Genomic DNA, 24,163 nt, shown 5'->3' on the forward strand with positions numbered 1-24,163 from the left:
TCCAGATTAAGGATCAGGCATTCGCTAAGGATTTTTCGACCTTTTCGATAAACTGAATCGGCGACTTAATCACGACTTCCGTTTTTACTCTGACAATCCGTTTATTTTTAAAACGCTCTTCGCCTTTGATTTTCACATCAATGGCAAGAATAACGACATCCGCAGCGTCAATATCTTCCGCCGCCAGTTCATTTTCAGTACCAATGGTTCCCTGGGTTTCGACTTTGACATTGTGGCCCAGCGCTTTCGCGCCTTTAATCAGTTTCTCACGTGCAATATAAGTATGAGCAATACCTGCGGTACAGGCAGCAACACAGACAATATTCATCTCGGACTCCGCTAGTTATTGTTAGTAAATATCCGACTCGGCATATTGGTTAAACAGATCAATAATCCTCTGCGGACTGGTTTCTTTGAGCAGTTGTTCAATAATGTCATCATCCGCCAGCGCGCCAGCGACCTGAGACAATAAGCGAATATGGGTGGTATTTTGATCTTCCAGACGAACGGCAAATAAAATAATGCAGCGTACCTGGCTGCCGTCCAGCGTTTCCCAAGCGATATCCTGCCGGGTGCGGCCAATGGCAAGGGTGGTATTAACAACGGCGGACGACTTTCCATGCGGGATCGCAATATGATTTTCAAACCCCGTTGAGCCTTCCGACTCACGCTGCCAGACATCCTGAATAAAGGTTTCGCGACAGCTTATCGCCCCGTCTTTTTGTAATAAGTCGGTTAACTCCTCGATGGCTTCCGCTTTATTCGTAGCGTGCATATCTAACAAAACGCGTTTGGTGTTTAAAATCCTGGTTATGTCCATATTCTTTACCTCATGGATATAAAACTTCATTATCTACAGCAGATATTGCCGCGCGATGTAATTTGTCGGTAATGATTTTCTCCGTAACCCGTCGGATATCGGCATCATTAAAAAATGCGCTAACATAGACTACCGGCAAAGCTATTTCCGGCAGATTAATCGTCGAAATAACCAGTTCAATCTGGTCCTGCGGTTGAAGGGTATGCAGGCTGCTTGCCGAAACTACGCCGACGATGGTCCAGTCAGGAAACGCTCTCAACACTCTACTTTTCAACAGATGAGATGTGCCGATTCCCGTAGAACAAACCAGTAGAACGCGCTTGCTGGCGACCTGCCTTTCCATCGCCGCCTGGAAATGAACGGTGAGATAGCCAACCTCGTCGTCGGAAACCGCGCACTCGCCCCAGCCGCTGAAAACCTGATTGACGGCCCGCTGGGTGAGCGGCCATACGTCCGTCAGCTCACCCTTGATATCCTCAAGCAGAGGGTTACGAATATAAATCCGAAAATTAAGGCGGTTAATGAGCGGCTTTATATGAATGAGCAGACCATCGTATAACGCGCGATCGGCGGTTAAATCGATATCAATCATGGTAGAAAAGACGCTAATCAGGCGACCCGTGATTTGTCTGGCCTCATCGCTTGAGTGCATATAGCGCGCCATGCTGACGTCATCACGCTCTTCCACCATAACGCCGGATGAGATGATGTACTGATAAATAAACCAGACTTCATCTTCCGGCAGCGAATGGTCAATCCGCAGTTCAATTTTACGCAGCATATTCTGGGCAACGCTAAATATCGTCTCATCAAAAATCTGCTGCCCCTGTTCACGCCGCGGTAAGGCGTTTCCACGGGTAATGCGATACATCATAATCAGGATATGGGTGAAGATATTCACATAATACGGTTCGCCTAATGACCAGCACAGCTTACGCTCCATTTCCTGTAATAATGACTGTACAAATATAACGTCATCTTCACCAAAATAATGCACCAGCGCTTTATAGCTTCCTGAGTCCAGCCGGGAATGAATAATACAGCCGGGCTCATTATGATTAATTACCCCATTAATTAACGACGCCATCGCCTGGCGGACGCTGTTTTCACTGCCTTCGATATGCGTCCCGCTCTGGCTGCGGATCAGCGTTAAGCCGAGCGGCGTAATCCATGATTCAATAATTTTCAGGTCATTAACGATAGAAGCGCTACTGATAAAATAACGCTCAGAGAGCTTATTAATTGATGTCTCCCGCGGCGTCTCACTTAACAGCTGCGAAGCAATTTTCACACGCCGGGAGTTATTCATCATGACATCGCTGTCCTCCCCCTCGTTACCGAGTAATTGGTCTAATTGCAGCAGGTCGGTGACATTATCAGCGATCAGCATCACGCCGGCACCTGAGCGTTTGTCGATCGTCATTTTCCACTCAGATAACCACTGTTCTAAAAAGCGTAAATCACGCTGAACCGTTTTTTCTGACACATTTAAATATTCGGCAATTTTCATCAGCGTAACGTATTCTCTGCGGGGCAGGAGAAATTTCAATAATCTGTTCTGTCGTGAGGTAATCATTTGCATTATTTACCCTTTTTGCATACCAGATTAATGGCTGGAGACATCGCGATACCACGCGAGCGCTACATAAATCATTGAGGATAAATATAAGTAGCTGAGGCGTAAACAACAATACTAAATTTTGTCCAGACATCCGGACAGAAATAAAACGAAGAGAGGGATTAAGGCATAATTATAATTCAGATCACATTTCAGGAAGAAATATACGTGATAGCGATCTCAATTCACCATATGAATATACCCGGGAATGGTAAACCGCCTTTAGCCGGATAGCATTCCCGGAGGCGGCGCTTGACGCGCCTTGTCCGGGCTACTGGCCCGCAGACGATGGGAAGCCTGTAGCCCGGCTGAGCGTAGCGCGAGCCGGGGAAAAGCGGAGGCTGCATTGCGCGTTGTTTCCCCGGAGGCGGCGCTTGACGCGCCTTGTCCGGGCTACGGGTCCGCAGATGGCTGTGAACCCGTGCTTCAGGAAGCAAAAACTTACAGCGTAATCGTCAGCGCATTACCCTGCGCGGTCACCACCACGCCCAGCTCACTGCCTGCCTGAGCGCCGCCCTGCACGCCCGCTACCTGCTGGATATTGCGCAGGCATAGCGTCCAGCCGCTGGCCTTGCCTTCGCCGCTGACGGTGATGGCGTTGCCCTGGCGTTTCGCCTTCAGCGTAAAGACCACCGACCCGTCCGCGGCCGGCACCTGGCAGACGGCTTCGCGACCATCGTCGAGGTTGAACAGCTGGAAGGCGGTACCTTCGTTCCACGCATAGTCCGGTTTCTGGTCGTTGTTGCCCAGCGCCAGCAGAGTGTTATCGCGCACGTACACCGGCAGGCTCAGCACGTCGTGATTCTGCTTATGCCAGCGGCTGCCCTGGGCTTCGTCGTTGCGCCACAGATGGGTCCAGCGGCCTTCCGGCAGCCAGAACTGCACATCGCCCGCTTCGCTAAACACCGGCGCCACCAGCACTGAATCCCCCAGCATGTACTGCCGATCCAGATAGTCGCAGGCCGGGTCGTGCGGGAACTCCAGCATCATCGAACGCAGCATCGGCGTACCGAACTCATTGGCCAGCGCCGCCTGACGGTACAGATAAGGCATCATGCGGCATTTCAGCTGCGTGAAGTGACGCACCACGTCGCAGGACTCGTCATCGTAAGCCCACGGCACGCGATAGGATTTGCTGCCGTGCAGACGGCTGTGGCTCGACAGCAGGCCGAAGGCGCACCAGCGCTTGTAAACGTGGGCGGGCGCGGTGTTTTCGAAGCCGCCGATATCGTGGCTCCAGAACCCAAAGCCGGACATGCCGATCGACAGGCCGCCGCGCAGGCTTTCCGCCATCGATTCATAGTTGGCGTAGCAGTCGCCGCCCCAGTGTACCGGGAACTGCTGCGCGCCCACCGAGGCGGAACGCGCGAACAGCACCGCTTCTTTCTCGCCGACGGTCTCTTTCAGCACGTTCCACACCAGCTCGTTATAGATGAAGGCGTAGTGGTTGTGCATTTTTTGCGGATCGGAACCATCAAACCACTGCACATCGGTCGGGATACGCTCGCCGAAGTCGGTCTTGAAGCAGTCAACGCCCATCGCCACCAGGCCTTTCAGCTTGTCGGCATACCACTGGCAGGCTTGCGGATTAGTGAAGTCATAAATCGCCAGGCCCGGCTGCCATTTATCCCACTGCCACAGCGAACCGTCCGGACGTTTCAGCAGATAGCCTTTCTCCTGCAGCTCTTTAAACACCGGCGAGCGCTGGCCAATATACGGGTTAATCCACACGCAGACCTTCAGCCCTTTCTCTTTCAGCCGTTTAATCATGCCTTCCGGGTCCGGGAAGGTCAGCGGATCCCACTCGAAATCGCACCACTGGAAGGCTTTCATCCAGAAGCAGTCGAAGTGGAACACGTGCAGCGGCAGATTACGCTCCGCCATACCGTCGATAAAGCGGTTAACCGTCGCTTCGTCGTAGTTGGTGGTAAACGAAGTGGTCAGCCACAGGCCGAAAGACCAGGCTGGCGGCAGCGCCGGACGCCCGGTAAACCGGGTATAGCGGTTCAGCACCTCTTTCGGGGTCGGGCCGTCGATCACGAAGTACTCCAGGTGCTCGCCTTCGACGCTGAACTGCACCTTAGAGACTTTCTCGGAGCCGATTTCGAAAGAAACGCGCTCAGGATGGTTAACCAGCACGCCGTAGCCGCGGTTAGTCAGATAGAACGGGATATTTTTGTACGACTGTTCGGTGCTGGTGCCGCCGTCTTCGTTCCAGGTGTCGACCGTCTGACCGTTGCGCACCAGCGCGGTAAAGCGCTCGCCGAGGCCGTAAACGGTGTCGCCGACGCCGAGATCCAGGCGCTCGAACATATAGTTGCGGTTGGTTTTCGTATCCTGCACGTAGCCGTCGTTTTTCAGCTGGCTACCGGTAATCCGCACGCCGTCGCGCAGGAAATCCAGCGACCAGAAGTCGCCTTTCGTGACGCGTGCGGTCAAATTGCCGCTCTTCAGCTCGGCAAATTCAGCGCCGTTGTGAATTTCCACCTTCACATCTTTTACAACGTTCAGCGGGTAATGCGGGCCGTTGTTCAGCGCGCCCTGGAAGTGCTCCATGCGTACGCCGATCACCCCTTCCTGCGGTGAGAAGAAGCGCACGGTAAATAGCGGAACGTCCAGTTGGGCGGCGCGTTCGCGAACTTCGCGCGACGCCACATAGACGACCATCTCGTTACCTTGTTGCTCAACCTCATAGACCTGCACGGGCTGGATCAGATTGAGCCCTGGTTGAATAAGCCAGTTTCCATCACTGATTTTCATGAATAGCTTCCTCTTAGTTTTGTAATTCTTTGCCGTTCGGCGCTGCAATGAATTCCTGCTCGTTGCGACGCGCCCCCTGAGCCAGCTCCGCCATCATTTTTTTCAGGAACGGGGTTTTCAGGGTGTAGTAGCGTTTAGCGATAACCGCGCTCAGCAGATAGCAGACCGCCGGAGCGAGGGTGAACAATGAGATGATGATGGTGATAGTGGCGCTGTTCTGGGTGTTGGCCGCGGCATCGTAACCGCCGCCCGCCAGCATCCAGCCAATCAGCGCGCCGCCCAGCGCAAGGCCCAGCTTGAGCACAAACAGGGTGCCCGCAAAGCTGATGCCGGTCAGGCGTTTACCGTTGCACCATTCGCCGTAGTCGACGGTGTCGGACATCATCACCCACTGAATCGGCGTCACCAGCTGGTGCAGCACGCCAATCACGAAGATAAAGGCGAACATGGTGATTTCGGCGTCCATCGGCACGAAGAACATCGCTACGCTCAGCACCGCCAGGATAGCGTTGGTCCACCAGAAAACGCTGACTTTGCATTTCCAGTCGGTGAGCGGCTTCGCCAGCGCCGAGCCAATCAGGTTGCCGACGCAGTAGGTGGTGAGAAAGGCGGTAAACAGGCCAGCGGATCCCATGATCCAGGAGGTGTAATACATCATCGCGCCGCCGCGAACGCACACCGCGAGGATGTTGAGGATGGTCAGCAGACCAACGACACGCCACTGATCGTTGCGCCAGATATCGCGCAGGTCTTCCCGCATCGAGGTAGAGCTCGGCGGCGCTTCGACGCGCTCTTTGGTGGTGAAGAAGCAAAACGCCAGCATCAGGAAAGCGATCACCGAGAGCACCGCGATGCCGCCCTGAAAGCCAAAGGCTTTGTCTTCGCCGCCGATAAAGTTCACCAGCGGCATCATCAGCACGGTGGAGAGCATGCCGCCCGCCGTCGCCAGCACAAAGCGCCAGGACTGCAGGGAGATGCGCTGCGTTGGGTTGTCGGTGATAACCCCGCCCAGCGCGCAGTACGGAATGTTAACGACGGTGTAGAGCAGGGTCAGCAGCGTGTAGGTGACCGCGGCGTAAATCAGCTTGCCGTTATGGCTCAGGTCCGGCGAACTGTAGGCCAGTACGCAGACGAGGCCGAACGGAATCGCGCCGAACAGGATCCACGGGCGGAATTTCCCCCAGCGGCTGCGGGTACGGTCGGCCAGCAGCCCCATGCAGGGGTCGTATATCGCATCCAGCGCGCGGGCCAGCAGGAACATGGTGCCGACATAGCCGGCAGGAATACCAAAGATATCGGTATAGAAAAACATCATATACAACATGACGTTATCAAAAATGATGTGGCTCGCGGCATCGCCCATGCCGTAGCCAATCTTCTCTTTGACGGACAAAATATGATCTTTCATCGCACACTCTTCTCTCAGCGCTACCGCGGGTTGGTACCGGTTACATGCTTTGTAAACCATCCGCGCAGTAAGATGAATTGCGATATCTCATAATCAAATTACGTTTCTTGTTTTATGTGATCCCGGTAGCCTGAAAGAGTGTTTAAAAGTGTAAGCCACGGATTTTGCAAGGAATTGTTTAAGAAGGTTCTGTAAAGTCCAGTTTTAACAGTAAAAAAGTGCGTTTGGGTATGTGGTTAATGCAGGAAAGTAGCTATAATGCGCCCCGCCTCCATGTAGCAATCGAGGCGCGGAAGATCGTCATCTCCGGTGAGGTGGCTGGACTTCAAATCCAGTTGGGGCCGCCAGCGGTCCCGGGCAGGTTCAACTCCTGTGATCTTCCGCCAAAATTTTATTTAGTCACTTCTTCAATGATTTTACTTAACTCGACTGACCATTCTTTATCTTTTACTGTTCTCGATCTTCTTAAGATTTCTTTGTGAAGGTTCAGTTGGGATTTAATTGTATTAATCCACTGTAGATCGTTTTTTTGTGTATCTAATATTTGTTCAAAAGAAAAAAGCATAGAAGAAACGAACCACCTATATTGTCCATATTCCGTTGTTCTATCTTCCGGCTTACTCATTCCGTCTGAAAAAAGGGGGTTATTAATACAGAGAGATAGATATTGCTGATAGATTCCATAAGCTGTGTTTTTTCGACCTTCATCTCTCCCTGACTTTAATTGATGATATGCAACAAAAACAGCTATAACAGCAAAAATTGCAGCAATGCATGTTGCAGCATTGGATAAAATACCTAGCCATTTTATCCAAAGAGAAGCATCTAATAATAATGACCAACCCGTTTCAAAACAATGAATTTTACTCATTTCCATCCTCTGATTTATCAATTTTATTAGCAGATCTATAATGACTATATTTAAAACCTATTGGTAATGGCTTAAACTCAGCGTTCTGATCTGTCATATCTCCATATAGCTGATAACTTCTAAGAGGGAGATAATCTATTTCAGCAATAACATAATAATCATCAATACCACCTTTTAAGCGAACCAAATCTCTTTTATAGTTTTTTCTATAGGGGCTTCGAAGTCTACTATCTCCATAAAGCCTATTATTAACTTGCACGATGAACGCATGAATATCATGAGCAGCTCCCTCAACCAAATAGCCGAATGTATTGACATCTGAATTCCATTCCAAAACAAACAAAGTATCCACTTTGCCTTGAAAATAGACGCGACTCCTAGGATTGGTCAAATCACTACAGATTAAAACACCAAAGAAAAAATCTCCGTGCCTATATATTGACGGGTTAGCCCCCACGTTAGGAATATATAACTCTTTCGAAAACTCTCTTAGCCTCTTAGTTTCATCATATGATGGATTCAATTTGGGCTGTGTTAGCATTAGATTAATTGGGTAGCCCGGCCACCGAGTCGTTAACGATATTAGAGAATCATTTCTATATCTTTTATCTCCATTTTTCCTGTAGTATTCCAACCCTGCCAAAAAAGAAATCCCTTGTAGGGCAAGTTTATTAGCAATATCAATTGCCCACTTTCGTGGAATTGAGCACTCAGGAAAAATTATATAATCTATTGTCTCCTTTGATTTCAGGACTCTATTAATTAGTGAGTTTAATTTCTCATAGCGTTTAAGGCCTCTATCTGGGGTTCCCTGTAATACCATGTTGTATGTCTCAGAGCTTGTCTCAAAACTTGTAAGCGCAACATTAATTCTTTTTTTACTATAGTATGGAATCGTATATATATTATCCTCCTCTTTTGAATTGAAAAACTTATGATGTTTAGTTATCTTGGCACCGCGTAAAGCCATAATACTGTCTTTAAAGAAATAAAAATCCTGTAAAATATTCGGATAAATTAAAACCATTTCTTGAATGCTTAACGGTCTTGTTGAAAATGCTACCGCTGGCCAATATGGTTTTTTTAGGTTAACTCGTTTTCTAAACGCTTCTATACTTGGTAAACGAAGTAATATATTAATTTTTTTCGAGTCTGGCTCCGGAATGCACTCGGCATCATATTTTTGTTCATAATACCAATAGTCCTTATATGGTCTAAAGCCCAAATCAGAAACCAACATTTTTTTGCTTAGTTTTTTGCAGTTAAAACTAATTTGAGTATTACAGCACGCCCCGAAACGTTGAAGCTCTAAAATAACAGAATCCAACTCTACCCAGCCATCAAAATATTTTACTGTAGATGCTTTCATAGCGGTTTCTACTAATAAATCAGTGAAATATCTTAAACATAGTTCCTGCTGTGTTTTCGTACTCAGCTTAGTCGTTTCCCTAATAATAGACATGGTATTACTGAGGCCCTTAATGAATTTTTGAGCCTCATTAAAATCATGATTAGCTATCATAATTAAAAAAATTTTCGAATAATAGTTTGAATATTCAAAAAAACCCTTCGGGGTTAACAAGTATCTTCCAGAAAGTTCATAAAATTCTTTTCGTACATCAGTCCATTCATCTTTGTTGAGATTTTGTGAATATTTTTCTATATCTCTTATTAACAATGAAATACCTAAACGACGAATAGAAAGAGCATCAGCCTTACGTAGGGCATCCGCAACTAAAGAAGCGTCTGAAGATGCTAATAAAGTCTTTTCAGCCATTGCATTAGAATTTTGGGGGACTGATGGCAGCATTCTATACTCACTTGACTGCTCTCTGATTTGGCTAGATATTTTATTGATTAGGTCAATTCCATATTGAGATGATAAACTAAATATCCTTTGCTTATCGGCCTTAAACTCAAGATCACTATCTTCGGCATATTGAAACCTTATTTTTAGGTTTGGAGGTGAATCTTTTTTTCTTTCAATTCTTATACATTCTACTCGTTGGGATATATAATTAACAATTTCATTTCCATTTATAAGATCTTTAGGGGTTTCAAAAACAATAAATAGATCGTCAACATATCGACCATAATAAGTCGTTGCTATGCTTTCCGAAATCTGAATATCTAACTCATAAAGTAATATATTTGAAATAACTTTTGATGCAGTTAATCCCACAGGTAAACAACCTTCAGGCCTATTCTTCACGTCAGGAGTCTCTGCATACCATGCATCAAAAGATTCAATGAGCATTTTTGTAAATGTTTTCTCATTGATATCCAGAGTAACGTGTATTGATTTAAGAAAAGCTGGTCTTAAAATAAACTTTGCGCTTACTCTATGGTAGAAACGTGTTATATCCATCGTTACTGCTGTAACGTTTTTACCTTCAGATAACATTTCCTTCATAGTTTCCAGACCTTTATTCCTCCATTTTTTGTATGGACTAAAATATGGAACAAAAAGCCCTGTAGCATTAATATTCAAAGCACGATTACTCTTTTTATTTTGTCTACCATATCTTCTTAATCTATTTCCATATGAATACTCATCAATCAAATGTTCTTCAAATTTAGTTCCAACCTTAATTATCCATAGCGCTGAGACTATCTGATATGCCACGGTAGGATTGATTATCAGCCTATACTCTGGAGTTAATTTTTTATTTTTATTTTCCTTATACCTTTGTATCCAATCTATATTTGGATCAACTGAGCGATAATGAATAGAACTATTTTTAACCCACTCATCATCATTTATTTTTTTAGGAACATAGAGATGACCTCCAATAAACTCCGTATCTAAATACCATCGCTGATCAGCAGTAGTTAATAATTCATAGAGTGTTTTAATATTATTATGCAAATCCTCCTCAAACTTAGTATATTTAATTGAGCTGGTATAGAAACCATCTAAAAAAGCCTCTTGCTTCGCCTTTCTATACGCAAGATATACATCATCGATTGTTATGTAATCGTTAGCTAAATTCACACGACATTCCCCCTTGCTTTAGTAAAAGATGAAGTAAAATTATTTTTTCATATTTTCTAGTCTATTTATCTCATTCTTACCTAGGGTTTTAAACCAATTTCCCAAACTCATCCCCGCGTCAGCCGCTGCAGCCTCAAACTGCGCTTTCAACTCAGGCGTTATTCGCATCTGAAAAGTGGGAGCTTTCCCGCATTTTGACTGATTAACATCGCGTTTGGCAGTTGACATATACGTACCCAAGAGAGCAAAGTATAACCAATCAGGTACGTACCTAAAAAAAGTCCGTCCTGAACTCTAATCGCTCTCATCAGGTACTCGCAATACCTGACAAGAGCTAACCACACCAACTATCAAGGAGTTGATTATGGCTGATTCGCATTCTACCCCAGACTTTGCCGTTTCCGGAACCGAGCGTCACCTGATTGTGGGATATCGCCCGCAAGGTCGGGACACCAGTACACCAAGTCTTACCCTTTCCGGCAAGTGGTTACGCGCAGCGGGGTTCGATACCGGAAAGCGCTTCACGGTTAAGGTAATGGATGGCTGTATTGTGCTGCTGCCGCAGAGCGATAAGGAAGAAATGCTTAAAGCGGAGCTACTGCAAATTCAGCAATCCTTTAAAAGCGTCAACAACACGCTTCATCTCGTCTGACGCCCGGACATGTTCGCCTTCTGGATAGCCGCTGCCAAATGACGCCGGGTTAATCGTCCGTTTAATGAAATTTATGCTCTTCTGACATACTATGCGGGCCAAAGCAGGTTAACCCGGAGGCTATATGGCAAATGAACACTTAACGTCGTCCCCCGTAGGCGAGTTCGTTATGTTTGCCAGCGGTGATGGGAAAGTACGTGTTGAATGCTGCTTTGAAAGCGATACACTTTGGCTCTCGCAGGCAATGATCTGCGAACTCTATGGTAAAGCGAAAGCCACCATCAGCGGGCATATAAAGCATATATTTGAAGAAGGCGAACTTGAGGAAAATTCAGTTGTTCGGTTTTACCGAACAACTGCCAGTGATGGTAAAAATTATCAGGTTCAACACTTTAGTTTGCCTCTGATACTTGCCGTTGGCTATCGCGTTCGCTCCCCTCGCGGCACTCAGTTCCGCCAGTGGACAACCCAGACGCTCCAGGAATACCTGATCAAAGGTTTTGTGATGGACGATGAGCGGTTAAAAAATCCGCCTGTTGGTTCATCGGCTGTACCCGACTATTTCGATGAGATGCTGGAGCGCATCCGAGATATTCGCGCCAGCGACGGCGCGTTTACTTGCGCGTACGAGAGGTATTTACCTACTGTGCTCGCCTTTCTGCCGGGCGGCGCCTTGCCCGGCCTACGCGATCCGGGATTATCTTTAGGCCTGTGCAATTCCCACAGGGCTGTGTTGCAAGATGCTTAGTTATACAATCCCAGCTTCTGTGATAGTTCACTCAGCTCACGCATCGCCTCCAGGCTTTTTTGTTTCCGCTGTTCCGCAGCCACCTTCTCCCGCACCAGCTCAGCCACCCTCTCCGGCTCCTCAGACGAAACCACCCGGCAATCGTCTAATGCACAATATTCCCTAAAGCGCTGGCGGAACTTCATCTCTTCTTTTTCTCTGACCAGACCAAAGCCGCGCATCAGCTGGCGCGCGACCACGATGCGCGTAGCGATATCGATATCCTCTGAAGGCAATAGCAGGATGGAATACCCGGACTGCCGCACAAGCTGCCGATTCACGGCGACAATCTCCGGGCAGACATCGGTGGCAAGAAATCCCGAGGAGAGCACCACCACTCGTTTTTCATGCGGATTCTCCGCCAGCAGGCGAGAGCATAGCGCAGCGTTATCACGCACATAGCGCTCGTATCCATTGCGCTGAATATATTGGCGAATATTTAAAAGCTGCTCGCAAAATTCGCTATCGAGATCGATAAACCGGTAGTTCATCGCCTGCGCCAGCAGCGCTCCAACCGTGCTTTTTCCCACCCCGCCGGGGCCAATCAGAAATAGCGTATTCATCTTTACTCCTCGCGTCCGTGTGAAAGCATTATGTCAGCAGAATACGCCAAATAATGCCGCGATCGCGGCCGTTTTTTTGTTCACTCCCATCTCCCCAGCCAATCATTTCCATCCAATGTTTGCGTTATTCCCTTCACCTTTAAATCCTTACACTAACGGGATAACGTGGCTTAAAAGGAGACCAATGATGACACCCGAACTCAAACACAGCTTCTCTATCACCATTGAGGTCGACAAACCGGTCATTGTCTCCCGCAGCCCGCAGAGCGGGAAACGTCAGCTGATCCCTATCCTCAGCGGAATCGTACGCGGTGAGCTCAACGGCCACGTCTTACCCGGCGGCGTCGACAGCCAGATCATCGAGCCTGACGGCATCTGCCGCCTCTCCGCGCGCTATGCATTACACGTGGAAGAAGGCACGGTATACATCGAAAACAACGGCATTCGCCGCCTACCCGAAGAGTACAAAGAACGTCTTTTCGGCGATGATATGTGCTTTTTTAGCGATATTCCGCCGGAATCTATCTATTTTCGCACCGTACCGACTTTTGAAGTGGATACGCCGGCGCTGCGCTGGCTCACCACCTCGCTGTTTATCTGTTCCGGCGGCCGCACGCAGGACGGCGTGATGCTCGATTTTTATCGCGTCCGCTGATTTTCACTTTTTCAATATAACTGTTATCGCCGTCGGGCCATGTTTCCCCCGCCTGCCGCGGTCTATCCTCAATACATTCAAACGATGAACCTTATTCAAAACCGGAGAGTGTATGAAAGCGATCGCCATTACTCGCGCAGCGACCGAAGGCAGCAATATTCCTTTTTTAACCGACATCGAGCTGCCGCAGCCGGTTGCCGAGGAGCATGACCTGCTGGTTGAAGTGAAGGCCATTTCCGTCAACCCGGTGGATACCAAAGTCCGCGCCGGGTTTAACGCCGATACCCCACGTGTGCTGGGCTGGGACGCGGTCGGCGTGGTGAAAGCCGTCGGCAGCGCGGTGACGCTGTTCGCCGCGGGAGATGAAGTGTGGTACGCCGGCGCGCTGGGTCGTCCGGGCAGCAACAGCGAATTTCAGTTAGTGGACGAACGCATCGTCGCCCGCAAACCGCGTTCGCTGGATAACGCCTCCGCCGCCGCGCTACCGCTCACCGCCATCACCGCCTGGGAGCTGCTGTTCCACCGCCTTGGCGTAGAGGAAGGCGGCAACGCGGGCGACACGCTGCTGATCGTCGGCGCGGCGGGCGGCGTCGGTTCGATACTGACCCAGCTCGCCAGCAAGCTGACCGGCATGACGGTCATTGGCACCGCCTCGCGTGCGGAAAGCCAGAAATGGGTACGGGAAGCGGGGGCGCATCATGTTATCGATCACAGCAAACCGCTCGCCGACGAGCTGGCGCGGATTGGCGTTAAAGCGGTGACCCATGTCGCCAGCCTGACCAATACCGACCAGCACTATCCGCAGCTGATCGCCGCTCTCGCACCGCAGGGCAAGCTGGCGCTTATTGACGACCCGGAAACCCTCGACGTCGTGCCGCTGAAGGCAAAAAGCATCTCCCTGCACTGGGAATTTATGTTTACCCGCTCGATGTTCGCAACGCCGGATATGATCGCCCAGCATCAGCTGCTGACCCGCGTGGCGGCGTTGATAGACGACAACACCATTAAGACCACCCTCGGCGAGCACTACGGCGCCATCACTGCCGCCAACCTGCAAAAAGCGCACGCGCAGCTGGAAACCGGGCGTTCGGTGGGCAAAATCGTGCTGGAGGGCTTTTAAGATGAGCAACGAAGCGATCTCGATTATCGCAGTGCTGAAGGCAAAGCCGGGCCAGCAAGATGCGCTGCGGCAAGCCCTGCAGGCGCTGCTGCTGCCGACGCGTCAGGAGCCGGGCAACCTCGATTATGCCCTGTTTCAGCTGCGCGACGCGCCGGATACGTTCTATATGCGCGAATCCTGGCGCAATCAGGAAGCGCTGGACGCGCATGTCGCCCTGCCGCACTTCCAGAATTTTATCGCGCAGATGAATAACCTGCTTGCCGAACCGCTGCGGCTGGATTACCTGACGCCTGTCGAGCACGGCACCGTCGCCGATATTGAGCTGATTCGCGGCGGCTAAGCTCCGCGGCGAAAGGTGCGCCGCCACTCCGCCGGGCTGACGCCAAAGCGCGCTTTAAACTGCTGGCGCCAGGTCACGGCGGAGCGATAGCCCACCTCCTCCGCCACCTGCCCGACCGGTAAATCCCCCGCCTCCAGCAGGTGCTGGCTGCGCCGCAGGCGCTCGGCGGCCAGCCAGTCGGCGATACCCATCCCGGTCGCTTTGGCGAAATGGCGGGTCAGGGTCCGGCGGCTCATCGCCGCCACCTGCGCCAGCGAGTCGAGATTATGCGGTTCGCGAATGTGCTGCTGAAGATACTCAAGCAGGCCGTTTATCCGCGCGTCGCGGGTGTTTTTCGGTACCGGCTGGGCGATAAACTGCGCCTGGCCGCCCTCACGGTGCGGTGGGACGATCATCCGCCGGGCGATCTGATTGGCGACAAGGCTGCCAAAGCGCTGGCGAATGAGATACAGGCAACAGTCGAGCGCCGCCGCGGTACCCGCCGAGGTGATCATCTCCTCATCGTCAACGTACAGCGCGTTGATATCCAGCCGCACCTGCGGAAACAGGCGCTGAAAATCCTGCTCAAACTCCCAGTGGGTCGCCGCGCGCCTGTCGTCCAGCAGCCCGGCGTAGCCGAGTACAAACGCCCCGAGGCACAGGCCGACGATCTGCGCGCCGTTATTGCGCGCGCGAACCAGGCCGTCCAGCAGCGACTGCGGAGGGCGCTGATTTACCGCCCCCCAGTAGGGCACCACCACGATATCCGCCTGCTCCAGGAGGGAAAAATCGCCGCTGGCGTTCAGCGCGAATCCATCGCGGGCGCTCAGCAGCCCGGGCCGTTCGGCGCAAATATGCAGGTTAAAGCGTTTGGTTTCCGAGACCGTATCGCCAAATAGCATACAGGGCACCGAGTAGTGGAACGGGCTAAACCCGTCCACCGCCACAATCGCCACTTCCGTGAGTTTCATCGCCCGCTCCGCTTTTAAAAGACCATACTTTCCCCATCCTGAGGGATACTGACCGCCTCGGCAATCTGATTGTCAGCCACGTACTGGCGCAGCTCATCGCGGCTGAGCAGACAGTGGTTCACCGCTTCCAGATGGCTGGCGACGATTTTGGCCTCCGGCAGGGTGAAGTGCGCCTTCAGCACATCCTCTTTGCCCATGATGATCGGCCCAAAACCGATGACGTGCGCATACCCGGCATTCAGCACCACCACGTCAGGGCGCAGCCTGAGCATGTCGGCTTCCACCTCATCGCGCCAGATAGTATCCCCTACCAGCCACAGAATTTTCTCCTGCGGATGGCGCAGCACCACGCCGCAGGCTTCGCCCAGGCGCTCGGCCATTGCCAGTACCGCATAGGTGCGGTCGCTGCCGTGCTGGCCCGAGGTGGTTTTCACCAGCGAAACGTCTGCAAACGTGCTGTCCTCAGAGAGCAGACGAATATCGCGAAAGCCCTGGCCGCGCAGCAGCTGAGCGTCGGCGTCATGCTGGACGTAAACAGGCAGGGTTTTGGGGATCGCGGCGATCGCCGCCTCGTCCCAGTGATCATCATGGGTGTGGGTGACGATAACGGCATCCACGTCAACGATCGCTTCAATGGAAAAAGGTAATTCCACCAGTGGGTTACGCAACTCGCTGCGCGCGGTACCGGCGAAGCCCGCCCAGGCGCCCTTGGCTGAAAGCATCGGGTCAATCAAAAATTTTTTACCCGCATATTCAATAAGCTGGGTAGCATTACGCACATGGGTGATTTTCATGATGTTCATTCCTCTTCGCGGTTATCTGGCGAACATCGTACGTCCCACAAGCCTGGCGCAATATGGGCGTTTGGGCAATGATCGATGAAATCGGGCCAATCTGCGACGGTTGCCATTGGCTCCCGGCTATGGTGTGCTGAACGCTCAACTTTGAGGAACAGTGGCTACGATGAAAAAGAAACTCACCTCCGCCGATATGCACGATGTCGAGGTTCTGGCAGACACCCCTTGGTTCAGCATGCGCAAGGTCGGGATTGATATGGCGCCCGGCGATCGGCGGGATTTTTACTCCATTCACTATCCTCGCCCGGCGGTAGGGATTGTGGCGATGCAGGATGACAAAGTGCTGCTGATTCGCCACTACCGTTACCTGATCGATCGGGTGGTGTGGGCGATTCCTTCCGGCGGCGTCGACGAAGGCGAAGACCCGCGCGAGGCGGCCCTGCGCGAGCTGCGGGAAGAGACCGGCTGGCAGGCGCAGCGCGCCGACGAAATTATCCGCTATAACCCCTCCTACGGCAGCAGCGACCAGCTGTTTATTACCTGGCTGGCCCACGATTTGACCTGGGTGGGAATGGATGAAGATCAGGACGAAGTGATGGAAACGGGCTGGTTTACCCTCGAAGAGATAGGCCAGCTGATCGCCCGCGGCGAGATGCCGGACGGGCTATCGCTGGTGCCGCTGCTGCATCTGATGGCGCAGCGGCGCATCGGTTTAGCGTAGCGGCTTCAGCATCCGCCAGCGGAACCACAGCTGAGCGACGAGGATCAGCAGGCCGCCGATAATTTTCTGCAGCGGTAGCTGTTCGCCGTACCACAGCGCGGCGGCAATCACCGTCAGCAGCGGTTCCAGCACCATGATAATCGCCGCGCTGGCGACCGCCGCGTACTTCTGCCCCTTCATTTGCAGGCCGAAGCGCAGGCTGGTGGCGATAACGATGCTGGCGAGCAGCCAGCCGAAAGTCGGCAGGGTAAACGGCTGGCTCCAGCTTTCAACGGCGGCGGAGATCCCAAGCCCGACGAGCCCGGTGATGCCAAGCTGTACGGTGGTCAGCGGGATCAGCGGCACCTCGCGGGCGCTTTTGCTGGTGTAGCAAAACCAGATCGACTGCACCAGCGCGGTCAGCAGAAACCAGCCCTGGCTGGGGTGAAACGCAATCGGCATATGCAGGCTGAGTAAGCCGAGACCGACAACCGCAATCGGCAGACACTCCCAGTAGGCCCGCGCCGGCCGCGCCTTCATCATCACCCAGGCGGTAAGCGGCACGAACAGCATCGACAGGCTCATAATGAACGCCCCTTCGCCCAGCGACGGGGTCGTCGATACCGAGTAGATCCACAGGCACAGGTTGAGCGCAAACCACAGGCCGCTGATAATCATGCGCGGCCAGTGCTGCCTCTCGACGCGCAGGCCGCGACAGAAAGGCAGCAGCAGCAGCGCGGCGAAGAAAAAGCGCAGGCCGAGGAAAGCGAAAACCGGCATGCCAGCAATCGCTTCACGGGAAAAAATCCATCCGCAGGCGGCGATAACCGTCGCGGCTATGAGCAGCAAATCAGCCTGGCGTTGCCGGGTCATCGCCACGTCTCCTTGTGTGAAAAATTACCAGCCGGGCACCGCGCCGCCGTTGAAGATCGTCTCCGCCGCCTTCGCCACTTCCGGCGACTGGTAGGAGTGGATAAACGCTTTCACGTTTTCCGCGTCTTTGTTGTCTTCGCGGGTCACGATGATATTCACATAGGGCGAGTTTTTATCTTCAATAAAGATACCGTCGCGCACCGGGGAAAGGCCCGTTTGCTGCAGGTAGGTGGTGCTGATGATCGCCACGTCGACCTTCGGGTCGTCGATGACGCGCGGCAGCTGCGCTCCTTCCAGCTCCATAATTTTCAGGTGATGCGGGTTGTCGGTGATATCGACCGCCGTCGGCAGCAGGCCGGTGCCCGCTTTAAGGGTAATCAGCTTCTCCTGCTGCAGCAGAAGCAGCGCGCGGCCCAGATTGGTCGGGTCGTTCGGAATGGCGATGGTCGCGCCGTCTTTCAGATCGGCGACGGATTTTATTTTGCGCGAGTAGCCCGCCATCGGGAAGACGAAGGTGTTGCCCACCGCCACCAGACGATAGTTGTGGGCTTTATTATCCTGTTCGAGGAACGGGCGATGCTGAAAGACGTTGGCGTCCAGATCGCCGGCGTTGGTGGACTCATTCGGCAGCAGCGAGCCGCTAAAGCCCACCAGCTCCACGTCGAGGCCATATTTCTCTTTGGCCACTTTCTTCGCCACTTCCGCCACATCCTGTTCCGCGCCGTTAATGACGCCGACTTTAATGTGCTTCGCATCGCTGCCCTTCTGGTCGCAGCCCGCCAGCAGCAGACCCGCCAGCACCACGGCGGCGGCTGTCCGTAAACGCAATTTCATTGTTATAACCCCGTCAGTCCATAGAAAATCGTTATTATTTTTCGTCTGAAACTATAACGACTTTAGGGCGAGGTTTTAAACGCAAAAACCGCAACCGGAAATAAAATCATCTTCCGCCTTTCTCCCGGGGGCGGCGCAATGCGCCTGCCCGGGCTACGGGTTCACCGTCGGCTGCGATCGCGTAGCCCGGACAGGTGCGCAGCGCCGCCTCCGGGGATCTCTTCAACAGTGAGGTTCATTTCGCAGAACAGGGACGCGCCTTACAGCCCCAGCTCGCTCAGCCCCGGGTGATCGTCCGGGCGACGGCCCTGGGGCCAGTGAAACAGACGCTCGCTCTCGGTGATGGGCAGATCGTTGATGCAGGCGTAGCGCGTCTGCATCAGTCCGTGCTCGTCGAATTCCCAGTTCTCGTTGCCGTAGGAGCGAAACCAGTTGCCGCTGTCGTCGTGCCACTCATAGGCAAAGCGTACCGCAATACGGTTATCGCTCCACGCCCACAGCTCCTTAATCAGCCGGTACTCCTGCTCTCTACGCCATTTGCGCTGCAGGAAGTCGATAATCTGCGTTCTGCCGTGAACAAATTCGCTGCGGTTGCGCCATTCGCTATCGACGGTATAGGCCAGCGCGACCTTAGCGGCATCGCGGCTGTTCCAGCCATCTTCTGCGGCACGGACTTTTTGCGCGGCGCTCTCGCGGGTGAACGGCGGCAGAGGCGGACGTTGTTCGGTCATCATGAATCTCCTGTTTGAATACGCTGCTGCAGGCGCTGGTTTTCCCGCTCCAGTTCGTCAATACGCTGTTGCAGCGTCTGGCTATACTCCGCCACCTGCTGAGCGGTGTAGCGGGGAGTAATATGCTGGGGGCAGTTCCAGTCAAAAGCCTGCAAATGAAAACGGTAAATACGCTCAATCCGGGCCCGATAGTTCGCCGGCGCGACCCGCGCCAGCAGCTGCGGGTCGGCATCCGCCGCCACCACCTCTACGGTGGCGTAGATTTTCAGCCTGGCACGGCGCGGGTAATCCATCAAAAACAGACAGGCCCGATCGCTGCCGCGCAGGTTGCCGGTGGTGATGTACTGTCGATTACCGGAAAAATCCGCCATCGCCAGGGTGGTGTCATCCAGCAGATGCAGAAAGCCCGCCGGGCCGCCGCGATGCTGAATATAGGGCCAGCCGGTTTGCGAAAGGGTGGCCAGATAGAAGCTGTCGCGGGTGGCAATCATCGCCTCCTCGCTGGCGCCGAAGCGCTCACCCCGGCGCTGGCGATGCGGCGACTGCCACAGCTCATCGCTGCCCATTTCATGCTGGACAGCCATCACGTCCGGCGTCATGGCGATATCAAGAAATTCTGCTGGCATAGGTCCTCCCGATGCGTTGCGGCGTAACTCATCATGGACTGTGCAGGCAGAAAAGATAATAGTGGCAATATGACAATCATCTTTCCGAAAAACGGGATAATTATGGACCGACTCAGCGCGATGGCGTTGCTGGTGAAAGTGGCCGAACTCGGCAGCATGTCGGCGGCGGCGCGGGCGTTAAATATGCCCCTGACCACCGTTAGCCGCCAGGTTGGCGAACTGGAAAATACCCTCGGCGTGCGCCTGATGATCCGCACCACCCGCAAGCTGACGCTGACCGATACCGGCGTCGATTATGTCGCCGCCGCGCGGCGCATTCTCGAAGAGGTGGAGAACGCCGAGCGCCAGGCGGCGGGCGAATATCAGGAGCCAAAAGGCGAGCTGGTTCTCTCGGCGCCGACCATGTTTGGCCGTCAGCATGTTTTACCGGTGGTGACGGATTTTCTCGCCCGCTACCCGCAGATTCGCGTCCGTTTACTGCTTAGCGACCGCAACGCCGATCTGGTGGGCGATCATATTGATTTAGCGGTACGGATCGGCGCGCTACCGGACAGCGGGATGGTGGCCACCCGGCTGGGCGAAATGCGCATCGTCACCTGCGCGCACCCGGCCCTGCTGGAAAAGCACGGCATGCCGCAACGCCCGCGCGAGCTGGCCGCGCTACCGATCGTTCGTATTGAATCGCCGATGCCTTATCGCGGCTGGCGCTTTAACGCCGAAGAGGCGGAGGACCGGCTGGTGGCGCTGCAGCCGGTGCTGTCGCTGACTACACCCGAAAGCGCCGCCGACGCCGCCCGTCTGGGGGCAGGCGTGGCGCGCCTGCTGCACTACCAGGCGATTGACGGTCTGGCCTGCGGCGAGTTGACGCTTTTCCTGCAGGCGATGGAACCAGAGCCTGCGCCGGTGCACCTGCTGTACACCTCCCGGGATCTGGCTCCGCTTAAGCTGCGTAAATTCATCGATTTCGCCGCGCCGGCTCTGCGCCAGGCGCTGTTGCGTATCGCCGCCGCCGTCTAGCGTGCGCCGGTTTTCAGCGGCGCTTCTTTCAGTAGCCAGGAGAGCGCAAACGCCACCGCCATAATGCAGGCTGCCATCAGAAACGCCGCATGGATAGCGGACCCGAAGGCGTCCAGATAATCGAGGCGGATCTCCGCCGGGAGATTCTGTACCGCCGCCGGGTTCAGCGCCCTCGGCAGCTGTGCCCCTTCCGGTAGCAGGCGCAGCAGGTTGCTTTGCAGCACGTGGGTAAATACCGCCCCGAACAGCGCCACGCCGATAGAACCGCCAATCGATCGAAACAGCGTGACCCCGGAGGTCGCCACGCCGTACATCTGCGCGGGCATCGCGTTCTGTACCGCCAGCACCAGCACCTGCATCACCAGCCCCAGGCCCGCCCCCAGCACGCCGGTAAACAGATACAGCTGCCACATCGCTGAGTGGATGGTAATGCGCGTCAGCAGCACCATGCCGACCACCCCCAGCAGGGTGCCGATAATCGGAAACACCCGATACTTACCGGTACGGCTGATAATGCGCCCGCTGATGATTGACGTCAGCAGCAGGCCGCCCATCAGCGGGATCAGCTGCAGGCCCGCCTCGGTCGGCGTCGCCTCTTTGACCACCTGTAAATAGAGCGGCAGGAAGGTCACCGAGCCGAACAGCGCCATGCCGATAACAAAGCCAATCAGGCTGCACAGCAAAAAGCTGCGGTTGCGGAACAAGGAGAGCGGAATAATCGGCTCGCTGGCCAGCCGCTCTTCATGAATAAAGCCGATAATCCCGACCAGGCCAAAAGCCAGAATGCACCACAGCTGCGGGTCGCTCCACGCGCGGACGCTGCCGCCCTCGGAGGTAAAAAGGATGATGCACAGCAGCGCCATGCTGAGGTAGATCGCTCCCAGCCAGTCGATCTGGTGCTGGCTACGCTTGTTGCTGCTGTGAAAGACCGCGCCGATCACCAACAGCGCAAACAGCCCCAGCGGCAGGTTGATATAAAAAATCCAGCGCCAGGAGGCGTGCTGTACCAGGAAACCGCCGATTAACGGTCCGATCACCGTCGCCAGACCAAAGACGCCGCCGAATAACCCCTGATAGCGGCCGCGATTCGCGGGCGGGATGACGTCAGCCACCGCCGCCATGCTGATCACCATCAGGCCGCCGCCGCCCAGCCCCTGCAGGCCGCGCATCAGCACCAGTTGGGTCATATTTTGCGCCAGCCCGCAAAGAACGGAACCGGCAAGAAACAGCACAATCGCCACCTGCAGAACGACTTTTCGCCCGAAGAGATCGCCGAATTTGCCGTACAGCGGTACCGCGATGGTCGAACTCAGGATATAGGCGGTGACCACCCACGAGAGTTTATCCAGACCGCCAAGTTCGCCGACAATGGTCGGCAGCGCGGTGGAGACGATGGTCTGATCCAGCGCCGAGAGCAGCATCACCAGCAGCAGGGCGCTGAAGAGCAGGCGGATCGAGGGCACCGCCGGTTGGCTGGCGATTTCAGATGTCATAGCATGACTCGCTTGAAATTAATTAAATGCATAATTAATATTTAGGGAAATGATGAATCTGGTCAAGGGATCGCCACAGGATGTCAGCACAAAAAGACAATGAAGCCCCGCGTCGCCCCGGTCGCCCGCGCGGGCAGAAATCCGGCCCCGCCAACCGCGAACAGCTGATGGATATTGCCCTGGCGCTGTTTGCCCGCCACGGGATCGCCCGCATTTCGCTGAACGCCATCGCCAAAGAGGCGGGGGTAACGCCCGCGATGCTGCACTACTACTTCAGCTCGCGCGAAGCGCTGGTGGAAAAGCTGATCGAGGAGCGCTTTATGCCGCTGCGCAGCGAAATCGGGCAGATTTTTGTCGCGCATGGCGACGATCCGGTCACCGCTTTTACGCTGCTAATTGAAACCCTGGCGGCCATGGCGGAGAAAAACGCGTGGTTCGCGCCGCTGTGGATGCAGGAGATCATCGGCGAGATGCCGGTGCTGCGCCAGCAGATGCACGCGCGTTTTGGCGATGAAAAGTACCATAAGATGCTGGAGACGGTGCGCCGCTGGCAGCAGCAGGGCAAGCTTAATCCGGCGCTCTCCCCAGAGCTGCTGTTTACCACGCTGATAAGCCTGGTGCTGGTACCTTTTTCCCGCACCCACACCGATCCGCGGCTGCAATCGGTGGACAAGCAGATGATTGTCAGCCATGCCCTGGCGCTGATAGGCAGCGGGATCGGCGGCTAATTCTCCCCGGCTCGCGCTGCGCTTAGCCGGGCTACAGGTTTACAACCGTCTGCGATCCGGGGGATACAATCCGGTTCACTGCCGCCTGCATTCGGGTAGCCCGGACAGGCGCACAGCGCCGCCTCCGGGAGGTCTCCTGGGGGCTGCTTTACAATACTTTCGACAAATAATGGCGCTGCATACCCACGTGCGGGAAGTCCGGCAGCGACATCTGCAGCTGATAGCCCAGCTTCTGGTAAAACGGCAGCGCCTGGAAGCTGAACGTATCCACCAGCATATGGCTGCAGCCGCGCTCCCGCGCCTGGGATTCCGCTTCATGCATCAGCTCGCTGCCGAGGCCGCTGCCGCGCGACGCTTCGCTGACCCACAGATACTCAATACACAGCCAGCTGCCTTTGCGTTTGGCAATCAATCCCCCGCGCATCTCGCCAGCAGCATCGCGTGAATAAACGCCCAGCTCGCCGAACTGGGCTGGGTCAAGAAAGCGCAGATTGAATTCCCGCAGCCCCGTCAGCAGCTCTTCTTGATCGGCGGGATTAATGTTCTCTGTTATTATTAATGTCATTGATTATCTCCATCTTTTATTTTTCATAGACCATTCACCATCCTACTTTCACAAAATATCCTTTTTTTCTCCATTATTTCCTGACTAAATTCCCTGCACTAAATTTTGTGTAAAAAATCTTCCCCTCATTCGGTTCAGACGTATAATGGAAAAAAATGAGAACGATCATTCTCAAAAACACAAACCATGGAGAACCCCATGAAAAATGCCCTGTAGCAGGCGTCATCCCTCGGTTCAGCGCCTGTAACCGCCGTCTGATA

Annotated in this window: 24 protein-coding genes, 1 tRNA gene and 1 pseudogene; 9 read left to right on the forward strand and 17 right to left on the reverse strand. The window is 53.6% G+C overall.

The features are described 5' to 3' along the window. Positions 1-13 precede the first annotated feature (13 nt). From CMQ96_RS06365 to CMQ96_RS06385, 5 genes are all read right to left on the reverse strand, one after another. The gene (locus CMQ96_RS06365) at positions 14-328 is read right to left on the reverse strand and encodes a PTS fructose transporter subunit IIB (protein WP_004126741.1); all 315 of its coding nucleotides are present in this window, start codon (positions 326-328) and stop codon (positions 14-16) included. Between the two features lie 21 nt (positions 329-349). Next, positions 350-820, reverse strand: a complete 471-nt coding sequence (locus tag CMQ96_RS06370; protein WP_004126743.1) for a PTS sugar transporter subunit IIA — start codon at positions 818-820, stop codon at positions 350-352. A 10-nt stretch (positions 821-830) separates the two neighbouring features. Next, positions 831-2,402, reverse strand: a complete 1,572-nt coding sequence (locus CMQ96_RS06375) for a transcription antiterminator (RefSeq protein ID WP_082237936.1) — start codon at positions 2,400-2,402, stop codon at positions 831-833. Between the two features lie 477 nt (positions 2,403-2,879). Next, positions 2,880-5,198 (reverse strand): alpha-xylosidase, encoded by a 2,319-nt coding sequence (gene yicI, locus CMQ96_RS06380; RefSeq protein ID WP_064343345.1) that lies wholly within the window; start codon positions 5,196-5,198, stop codon positions 2,880-2,882. Positions 5,199-5,211: 13 nt separating this feature from the next. Then, entirely contained in the window at positions 5,212-6,606 is a 1,395-nt protein-coding gene (locus CMQ96_RS06385) for a glycoside-pentoside-hexuronide family transporter (RefSeq protein ID WP_098066260.1), read from the reverse strand. A 291-nt stretch (positions 6,607-6,897) separates the two neighbouring features. On the opposite strand from CMQ96_RS06385, the gene CMQ96_RS06390 reads away from it, so the two are divergent. Next, positions 6,898-6,992, forward strand: a tRNA-Sec gene (locus CMQ96_RS06390). A gap of 5 nt (positions 6,993-6,997) precedes the next feature. Here CMQ96_RS06390 and CMQ96_RS28295 read toward each other — a convergent pair. Genes CMQ96_RS28295 through CMQ96_RS28840 form a run of 3 tightly spaced genes read right to left on the reverse strand, consistent with a single transcriptional unit; the run spans position 6,998 to position 10,700 of the window. Then, positions 6,998-7,477, reverse strand: coding sequence for a hypothetical protein (locus tag CMQ96_RS28295; protein WP_128696591.1), 480 nt, complete (start codon positions 7,475-7,477; stop codon positions 6,998-7,000). Further along, positions 7,470-10,472, reverse strand: coding sequence for an RNA-directed DNA polymerase (locus CMQ96_RS06395; protein ID WP_098066263.1), 3,003 nt, complete (start codon positions 10,470-10,472; stop codon positions 7,470-7,472). Before CMQ96_RS06395 ends, CMQ96_RS28295 begins: the two co-directional genes overlap by 8 nt. Positions 10,473-10,511: 39 nt before the next feature. Continuing rightward, a complete protein-coding gene (locus tag CMQ96_RS28840; protein ID WP_032695121.1) occupies positions 10,512-10,700 on the reverse strand; it encodes a hypothetical protein in 189 nt (62 codons plus the stop codon). 136 nt (positions 10,701-10,836) lie between these two features. Between CMQ96_RS28840 and CMQ96_RS06405 the strand changes: the two genes are divergently transcribed. Then, on the forward strand, positions 10,837-11,124 hold the full coding sequence (locus CMQ96_RS06405; RefSeq protein ID WP_042946131.1) for a SymE family type I addiction module toxin: 288 nt from the start codon (positions 10,837-10,839) through the stop codon (positions 11,122-11,124). Between the two features lie 124 nt (positions 11,125-11,248). Further along, positions 11,249-11,763, forward strand: a pseudogene (locus CMQ96_RS06410) (virulence RhuM family protein); the annotation flags it as partial. A gap of 105 nt (positions 11,764-11,868) precedes the next feature. Here the strand turns inward: CMQ96_RS06410 and CMQ96_RS06415 are convergent. Beyond that, the gene (locus tag CMQ96_RS06415) at positions 11,869-12,474 is read right to left on the reverse strand and encodes a shikimate kinase (RefSeq protein ID WP_098066266.1); all 606 of its coding nucleotides are present in this window, start codon (positions 12,472-12,474) and stop codon (positions 11,869-11,871) included. Positions 12,475-12,661: 187 nt separating this feature from the next. On the opposite strand from CMQ96_RS06415, the gene CMQ96_RS06420 reads away from it, so the two are divergent. From CMQ96_RS06420 to CMQ96_RS06430, 3 genes are all read left to right on the forward strand, one after another. After that, positions 12,662-13,129 carry a DUF3237 domain-containing protein gene (locus tag CMQ96_RS06420; protein WP_098066285.1) on the forward strand — a complete coding sequence of 156 codons (468 nt, stop codon included), beginning with the start codon at positions 12,662-12,664 and terminating at the stop codon, positions 13,127-13,129. A 112-nt stretch (positions 13,130-13,241) separates the two neighbouring features. Beyond that, complete coding sequence (locus tag CMQ96_RS06425; RefSeq protein ID WP_024359688.1) at positions 13,242-14,249, forward strand: zinc-binding alcohol dehydrogenase family protein; 1,008 nt, start codon at positions 13,242-13,244, stop codon at positions 14,247-14,249. A gap of 1 nt (position 14,250) precedes the next feature. Further along, complete coding sequence (locus tag CMQ96_RS06430; RefSeq protein ID WP_004137644.1) at positions 14,251-14,589, forward strand: putative quinol monooxygenase; 339 nt, start codon at positions 14,251-14,253, stop codon at positions 14,587-14,589. Here the strand turns inward: CMQ96_RS06430 and CMQ96_RS06435 are convergent. Next, positions 14,586-15,539, reverse strand: coding sequence for a GlxA family transcriptional regulator (locus CMQ96_RS06435; protein WP_098066269.1), 954 nt, complete (start codon positions 15,537-15,539; stop codon positions 14,586-14,588). The genes CMQ96_RS06430 and CMQ96_RS06435 overlap by 4 nt on opposite strands. Positions 15,540-15,553: 14 nt before the next feature. Then, positions 15,554-16,333 (reverse strand): MBL fold metallo-hydrolase, encoded by a 780-nt coding sequence (locus CMQ96_RS06440; RefSeq protein ID WP_098066272.1) that lies wholly within the window; start codon positions 16,331-16,333, stop codon positions 15,554-15,556. Between the two features lie 169 nt (positions 16,334-16,502). On the opposite strand from CMQ96_RS06440, the gene CMQ96_RS06445 reads away from it, so the two are divergent. Next, positions 16,503-17,057, forward strand: a complete 555-nt coding sequence (locus CMQ96_RS06445) for an NUDIX hydrolase (protein WP_049131724.1) — start codon at positions 16,503-16,505, stop codon at positions 17,055-17,057. Here CMQ96_RS06445 and CMQ96_RS06450 read toward each other — a convergent pair. The 4 genes from CMQ96_RS06450 to CMQ96_RS06465 form a co-directional block, all read right to left on the reverse strand. Beyond that, complete coding sequence (locus CMQ96_RS06450) at positions 17,049-17,909, reverse strand: DMT family transporter (protein ID WP_004137627.1); 861 nt, start codon at positions 17,907-17,909, stop codon at positions 17,049-17,051. The genes CMQ96_RS06445 and CMQ96_RS06450 overlap by 9 nt on opposite strands. 24 nt (positions 17,910-17,933) lie before the next feature. Beyond that, a complete protein-coding gene (gene nlpA / locus CMQ96_RS06455) occupies positions 17,934-18,743 on the reverse strand; it encodes a lipoprotein NlpA (protein ID WP_004137625.1) in 810 nt (269 codons plus the stop codon). 260 nt (positions 18,744-19,003) lie between these two features. Then, positions 19,004-19,474 carry a nuclear transport factor 2 family protein gene (locus tag CMQ96_RS06460; RefSeq protein ID WP_024359683.1) on the reverse strand — a complete coding sequence of 157 codons (471 nt, stop codon included), beginning with the start codon at positions 19,472-19,474 and terminating at the stop codon, positions 19,004-19,006. Then, a complete protein-coding gene (locus tag CMQ96_RS06465; protein ID WP_024359682.1) occupies positions 19,474-20,100 on the reverse strand; it encodes a pyridoxamine 5'-phosphate oxidase family protein in 627 nt (208 codons plus the stop codon). The genes CMQ96_RS06460 and CMQ96_RS06465 overlap by 1 nt, the downstream gene beginning before the upstream one ends. A gap of 102 nt (positions 20,101-20,202) precedes the next feature. On the opposite strand from CMQ96_RS06465, the gene CMQ96_RS06470 reads away from it, so the two are divergent. Then, the gene (locus CMQ96_RS06470) at positions 20,203-21,117 is read left to right on the forward strand and encodes a LysR family transcriptional regulator (protein ID WP_004133154.1); all 915 of its coding nucleotides are present in this window, start codon (positions 20,203-20,205) and stop codon (positions 21,115-21,117) included. Here CMQ96_RS06470 and CMQ96_RS06475 read toward each other — a convergent pair. Next, complete coding sequence (locus tag CMQ96_RS06475; protein WP_024359680.1) at positions 21,114-22,610, reverse strand: MDR family MFS transporter; 1,497 nt, start codon at positions 22,608-22,610, stop codon at positions 21,114-21,116. The genes CMQ96_RS06470 and CMQ96_RS06475 overlap by 4 nt on opposite strands. A gap of 80 nt (positions 22,611-22,690) precedes the next feature. Here CMQ96_RS06475 and CMQ96_RS06480 point away from each other — a divergent pair, with 80 nt between their 5' ends. Then, complete coding sequence (locus tag CMQ96_RS06480) at positions 22,691-23,338, forward strand: TetR/AcrR family transcriptional regulator (protein ID WP_004133150.1); 648 nt, start codon at positions 22,691-22,693, stop codon at positions 23,336-23,338. A gap of 148 nt (positions 23,339-23,486) precedes the next feature. Here CMQ96_RS06480 and CMQ96_RS06485 read toward each other — a convergent pair whose 3' ends face one another. Then, a complete protein-coding gene (locus tag CMQ96_RS06485) occupies positions 23,487-23,903 on the reverse strand; it encodes a GNAT family N-acetyltransferase (RefSeq protein WP_049131599.1) in 417 nt (138 codons plus the stop codon). Positions 23,904-24,163 lie beyond the last annotated feature (260 nt).

This window comes from Klebsiella sp. MBT K-1, from assembly GCF_002556465.1.
GTDB lineage: Bacteria > Pseudomonadota > Gammaproteobacteria > Enterobacterales > Enterobacteriaceae > Klebsiella > Klebsiella grimontii.

Excerpts from the sequence above, each read along its gene's own strand:
- CMQ96_RS06365 (WP_004126741.1), bottom strand. The coding sequence starts at position 328 with ATGAATATTGTCTGTGTTGCTGCCTGTACCGCAGGTATTGCTCATACT.
- CMQ96_RS06370 (WP_004126743.1), bottom strand. The coding sequence starts at position 820 with ATGGACATAACCAGGATTTTAAACACCAAACGCGTTTTGTTAGATATG.
- CMQ96_RS06375 (WP_082237936.1), bottom strand. The coding sequence starts at position 2,402 with ATGCAAATGATTACCTCACGACAGAACAGATTATTGAAATTTCTCCTG.
- yicI (WP_064343345.1), bottom strand. The coding sequence starts at position 5,198 with ATGAAAATCAGTGATGGAAACTGGCTTATTCAACCAGGGCTCAATCTG.
- CMQ96_RS06385 (WP_098066260.1), bottom strand. The coding sequence starts at position 6,606 with ATGAAAGATCATATTTTGTCCGTCAAAGAGAAGATTGGCTACGGCATG.
- CMQ96_RS28295 (WP_128696591.1), bottom strand. The coding sequence starts at position 7,477 with ATGAGTAAAATTCATTGTTTTGAAACGGGTTGGTCATTATTATTAGAT.
- CMQ96_RS28840 (WP_032695121.1), bottom strand. The coding sequence starts at position 10,700 with ATGTCAACTGCCAAACGCGATGTTAATCAGTCAAAATGCGGGAAAGCT.
- CMQ96_RS06405 (WP_042946131.1), top strand. The coding sequence starts at position 10,837 with ATGGCTGATTCGCATTCTACCCCAGACTTTGCCGTTTCCGGAACCGAG.
- CMQ96_RS06415 (WP_098066266.1), bottom strand. The coding sequence starts at position 12,474 with ATGAATACGCTATTTCTGATTGGCCCCGGCGGGGTGGGAAAAAGCACG.
- CMQ96_RS06420 (WP_098066285.1), top strand. The coding sequence starts at position 12,662 with ATGACACCCGAACTCAAACACAGCTTCTCTATCACCATTGAGGTCGAC.
- CMQ96_RS06425 (WP_024359688.1), top strand. The coding sequence starts at position 13,242 with ATGAAAGCGATCGCCATTACTCGCGCAGCGACCGAAGGCAGCAATATT.
- CMQ96_RS06430 (WP_004137644.1), top strand. The coding sequence starts at position 14,251 with ATGAGCAACGAAGCGATCTCGATTATCGCAGTGCTGAAGGCAAAGCCG.
- CMQ96_RS06435 (WP_098066269.1), bottom strand. The coding sequence starts at position 15,539 with ATGAAACTCACGGAAGTGGCGATTGTGGCGGTGGACGGGTTTAGCCCG.
- CMQ96_RS06440 (WP_098066272.1), bottom strand. The coding sequence starts at position 16,333 with ATGAAAATCACCCATGTGCGTAATGCTACCCAGCTTATTGAATATGCG.
- CMQ96_RS06445 (WP_049131724.1), top strand. The coding sequence starts at position 16,503 with ATGAAAAAGAAACTCACCTCCGCCGATATGCACGATGTCGAGGTTCTG.
- CMQ96_RS06450 (WP_004137627.1), bottom strand. The coding sequence starts at position 17,909 with ATGACCCGGCAACGCCAGGCTGATTTGCTGCTCATAGCCGCGACGGTT.
- nlpA (WP_004137625.1), bottom strand. The coding sequence starts at position 18,743 with ATGAAATTGCGTTTACGGACAGCCGCCGCCGTGGTGCTGGCGGGTCTG.
- CMQ96_RS06460 (WP_024359683.1), bottom strand. The coding sequence starts at position 19,474 with ATGACCGAACAACGTCCGCCTCTGCCGCCGTTCACCCGCGAGAGCGCC.
- CMQ96_RS06465 (WP_024359682.1), bottom strand. The coding sequence starts at position 20,100 with ATGCCAGCAGAATTTCTTGATATCGCCATGACGCCGGACGTGATGGCT.
- CMQ96_RS06470 (WP_004133154.1), top strand. The coding sequence starts at position 20,203 with ATGGACCGACTCAGCGCGATGGCGTTGCTGGTGAAAGTGGCCGAACTC.
- CMQ96_RS06475 (WP_024359680.1), bottom strand. The coding sequence starts at position 22,610 with ATGACATCTGAAATCGCCAGCCAACCGGCGGTGCCCTCGATCCGCCTG.
- CMQ96_RS06480 (WP_004133150.1), top strand. The coding sequence starts at position 22,691 with ATGTCAGCACAAAAAGACAATGAAGCCCCGCGTCGCCCCGGTCGCCCG.
- CMQ96_RS06485 (WP_049131599.1), bottom strand. The coding sequence starts at position 23,903 with ATGACATTAATAATAACAGAGAACATTAATCCCGCCGATCAAGAAGAG.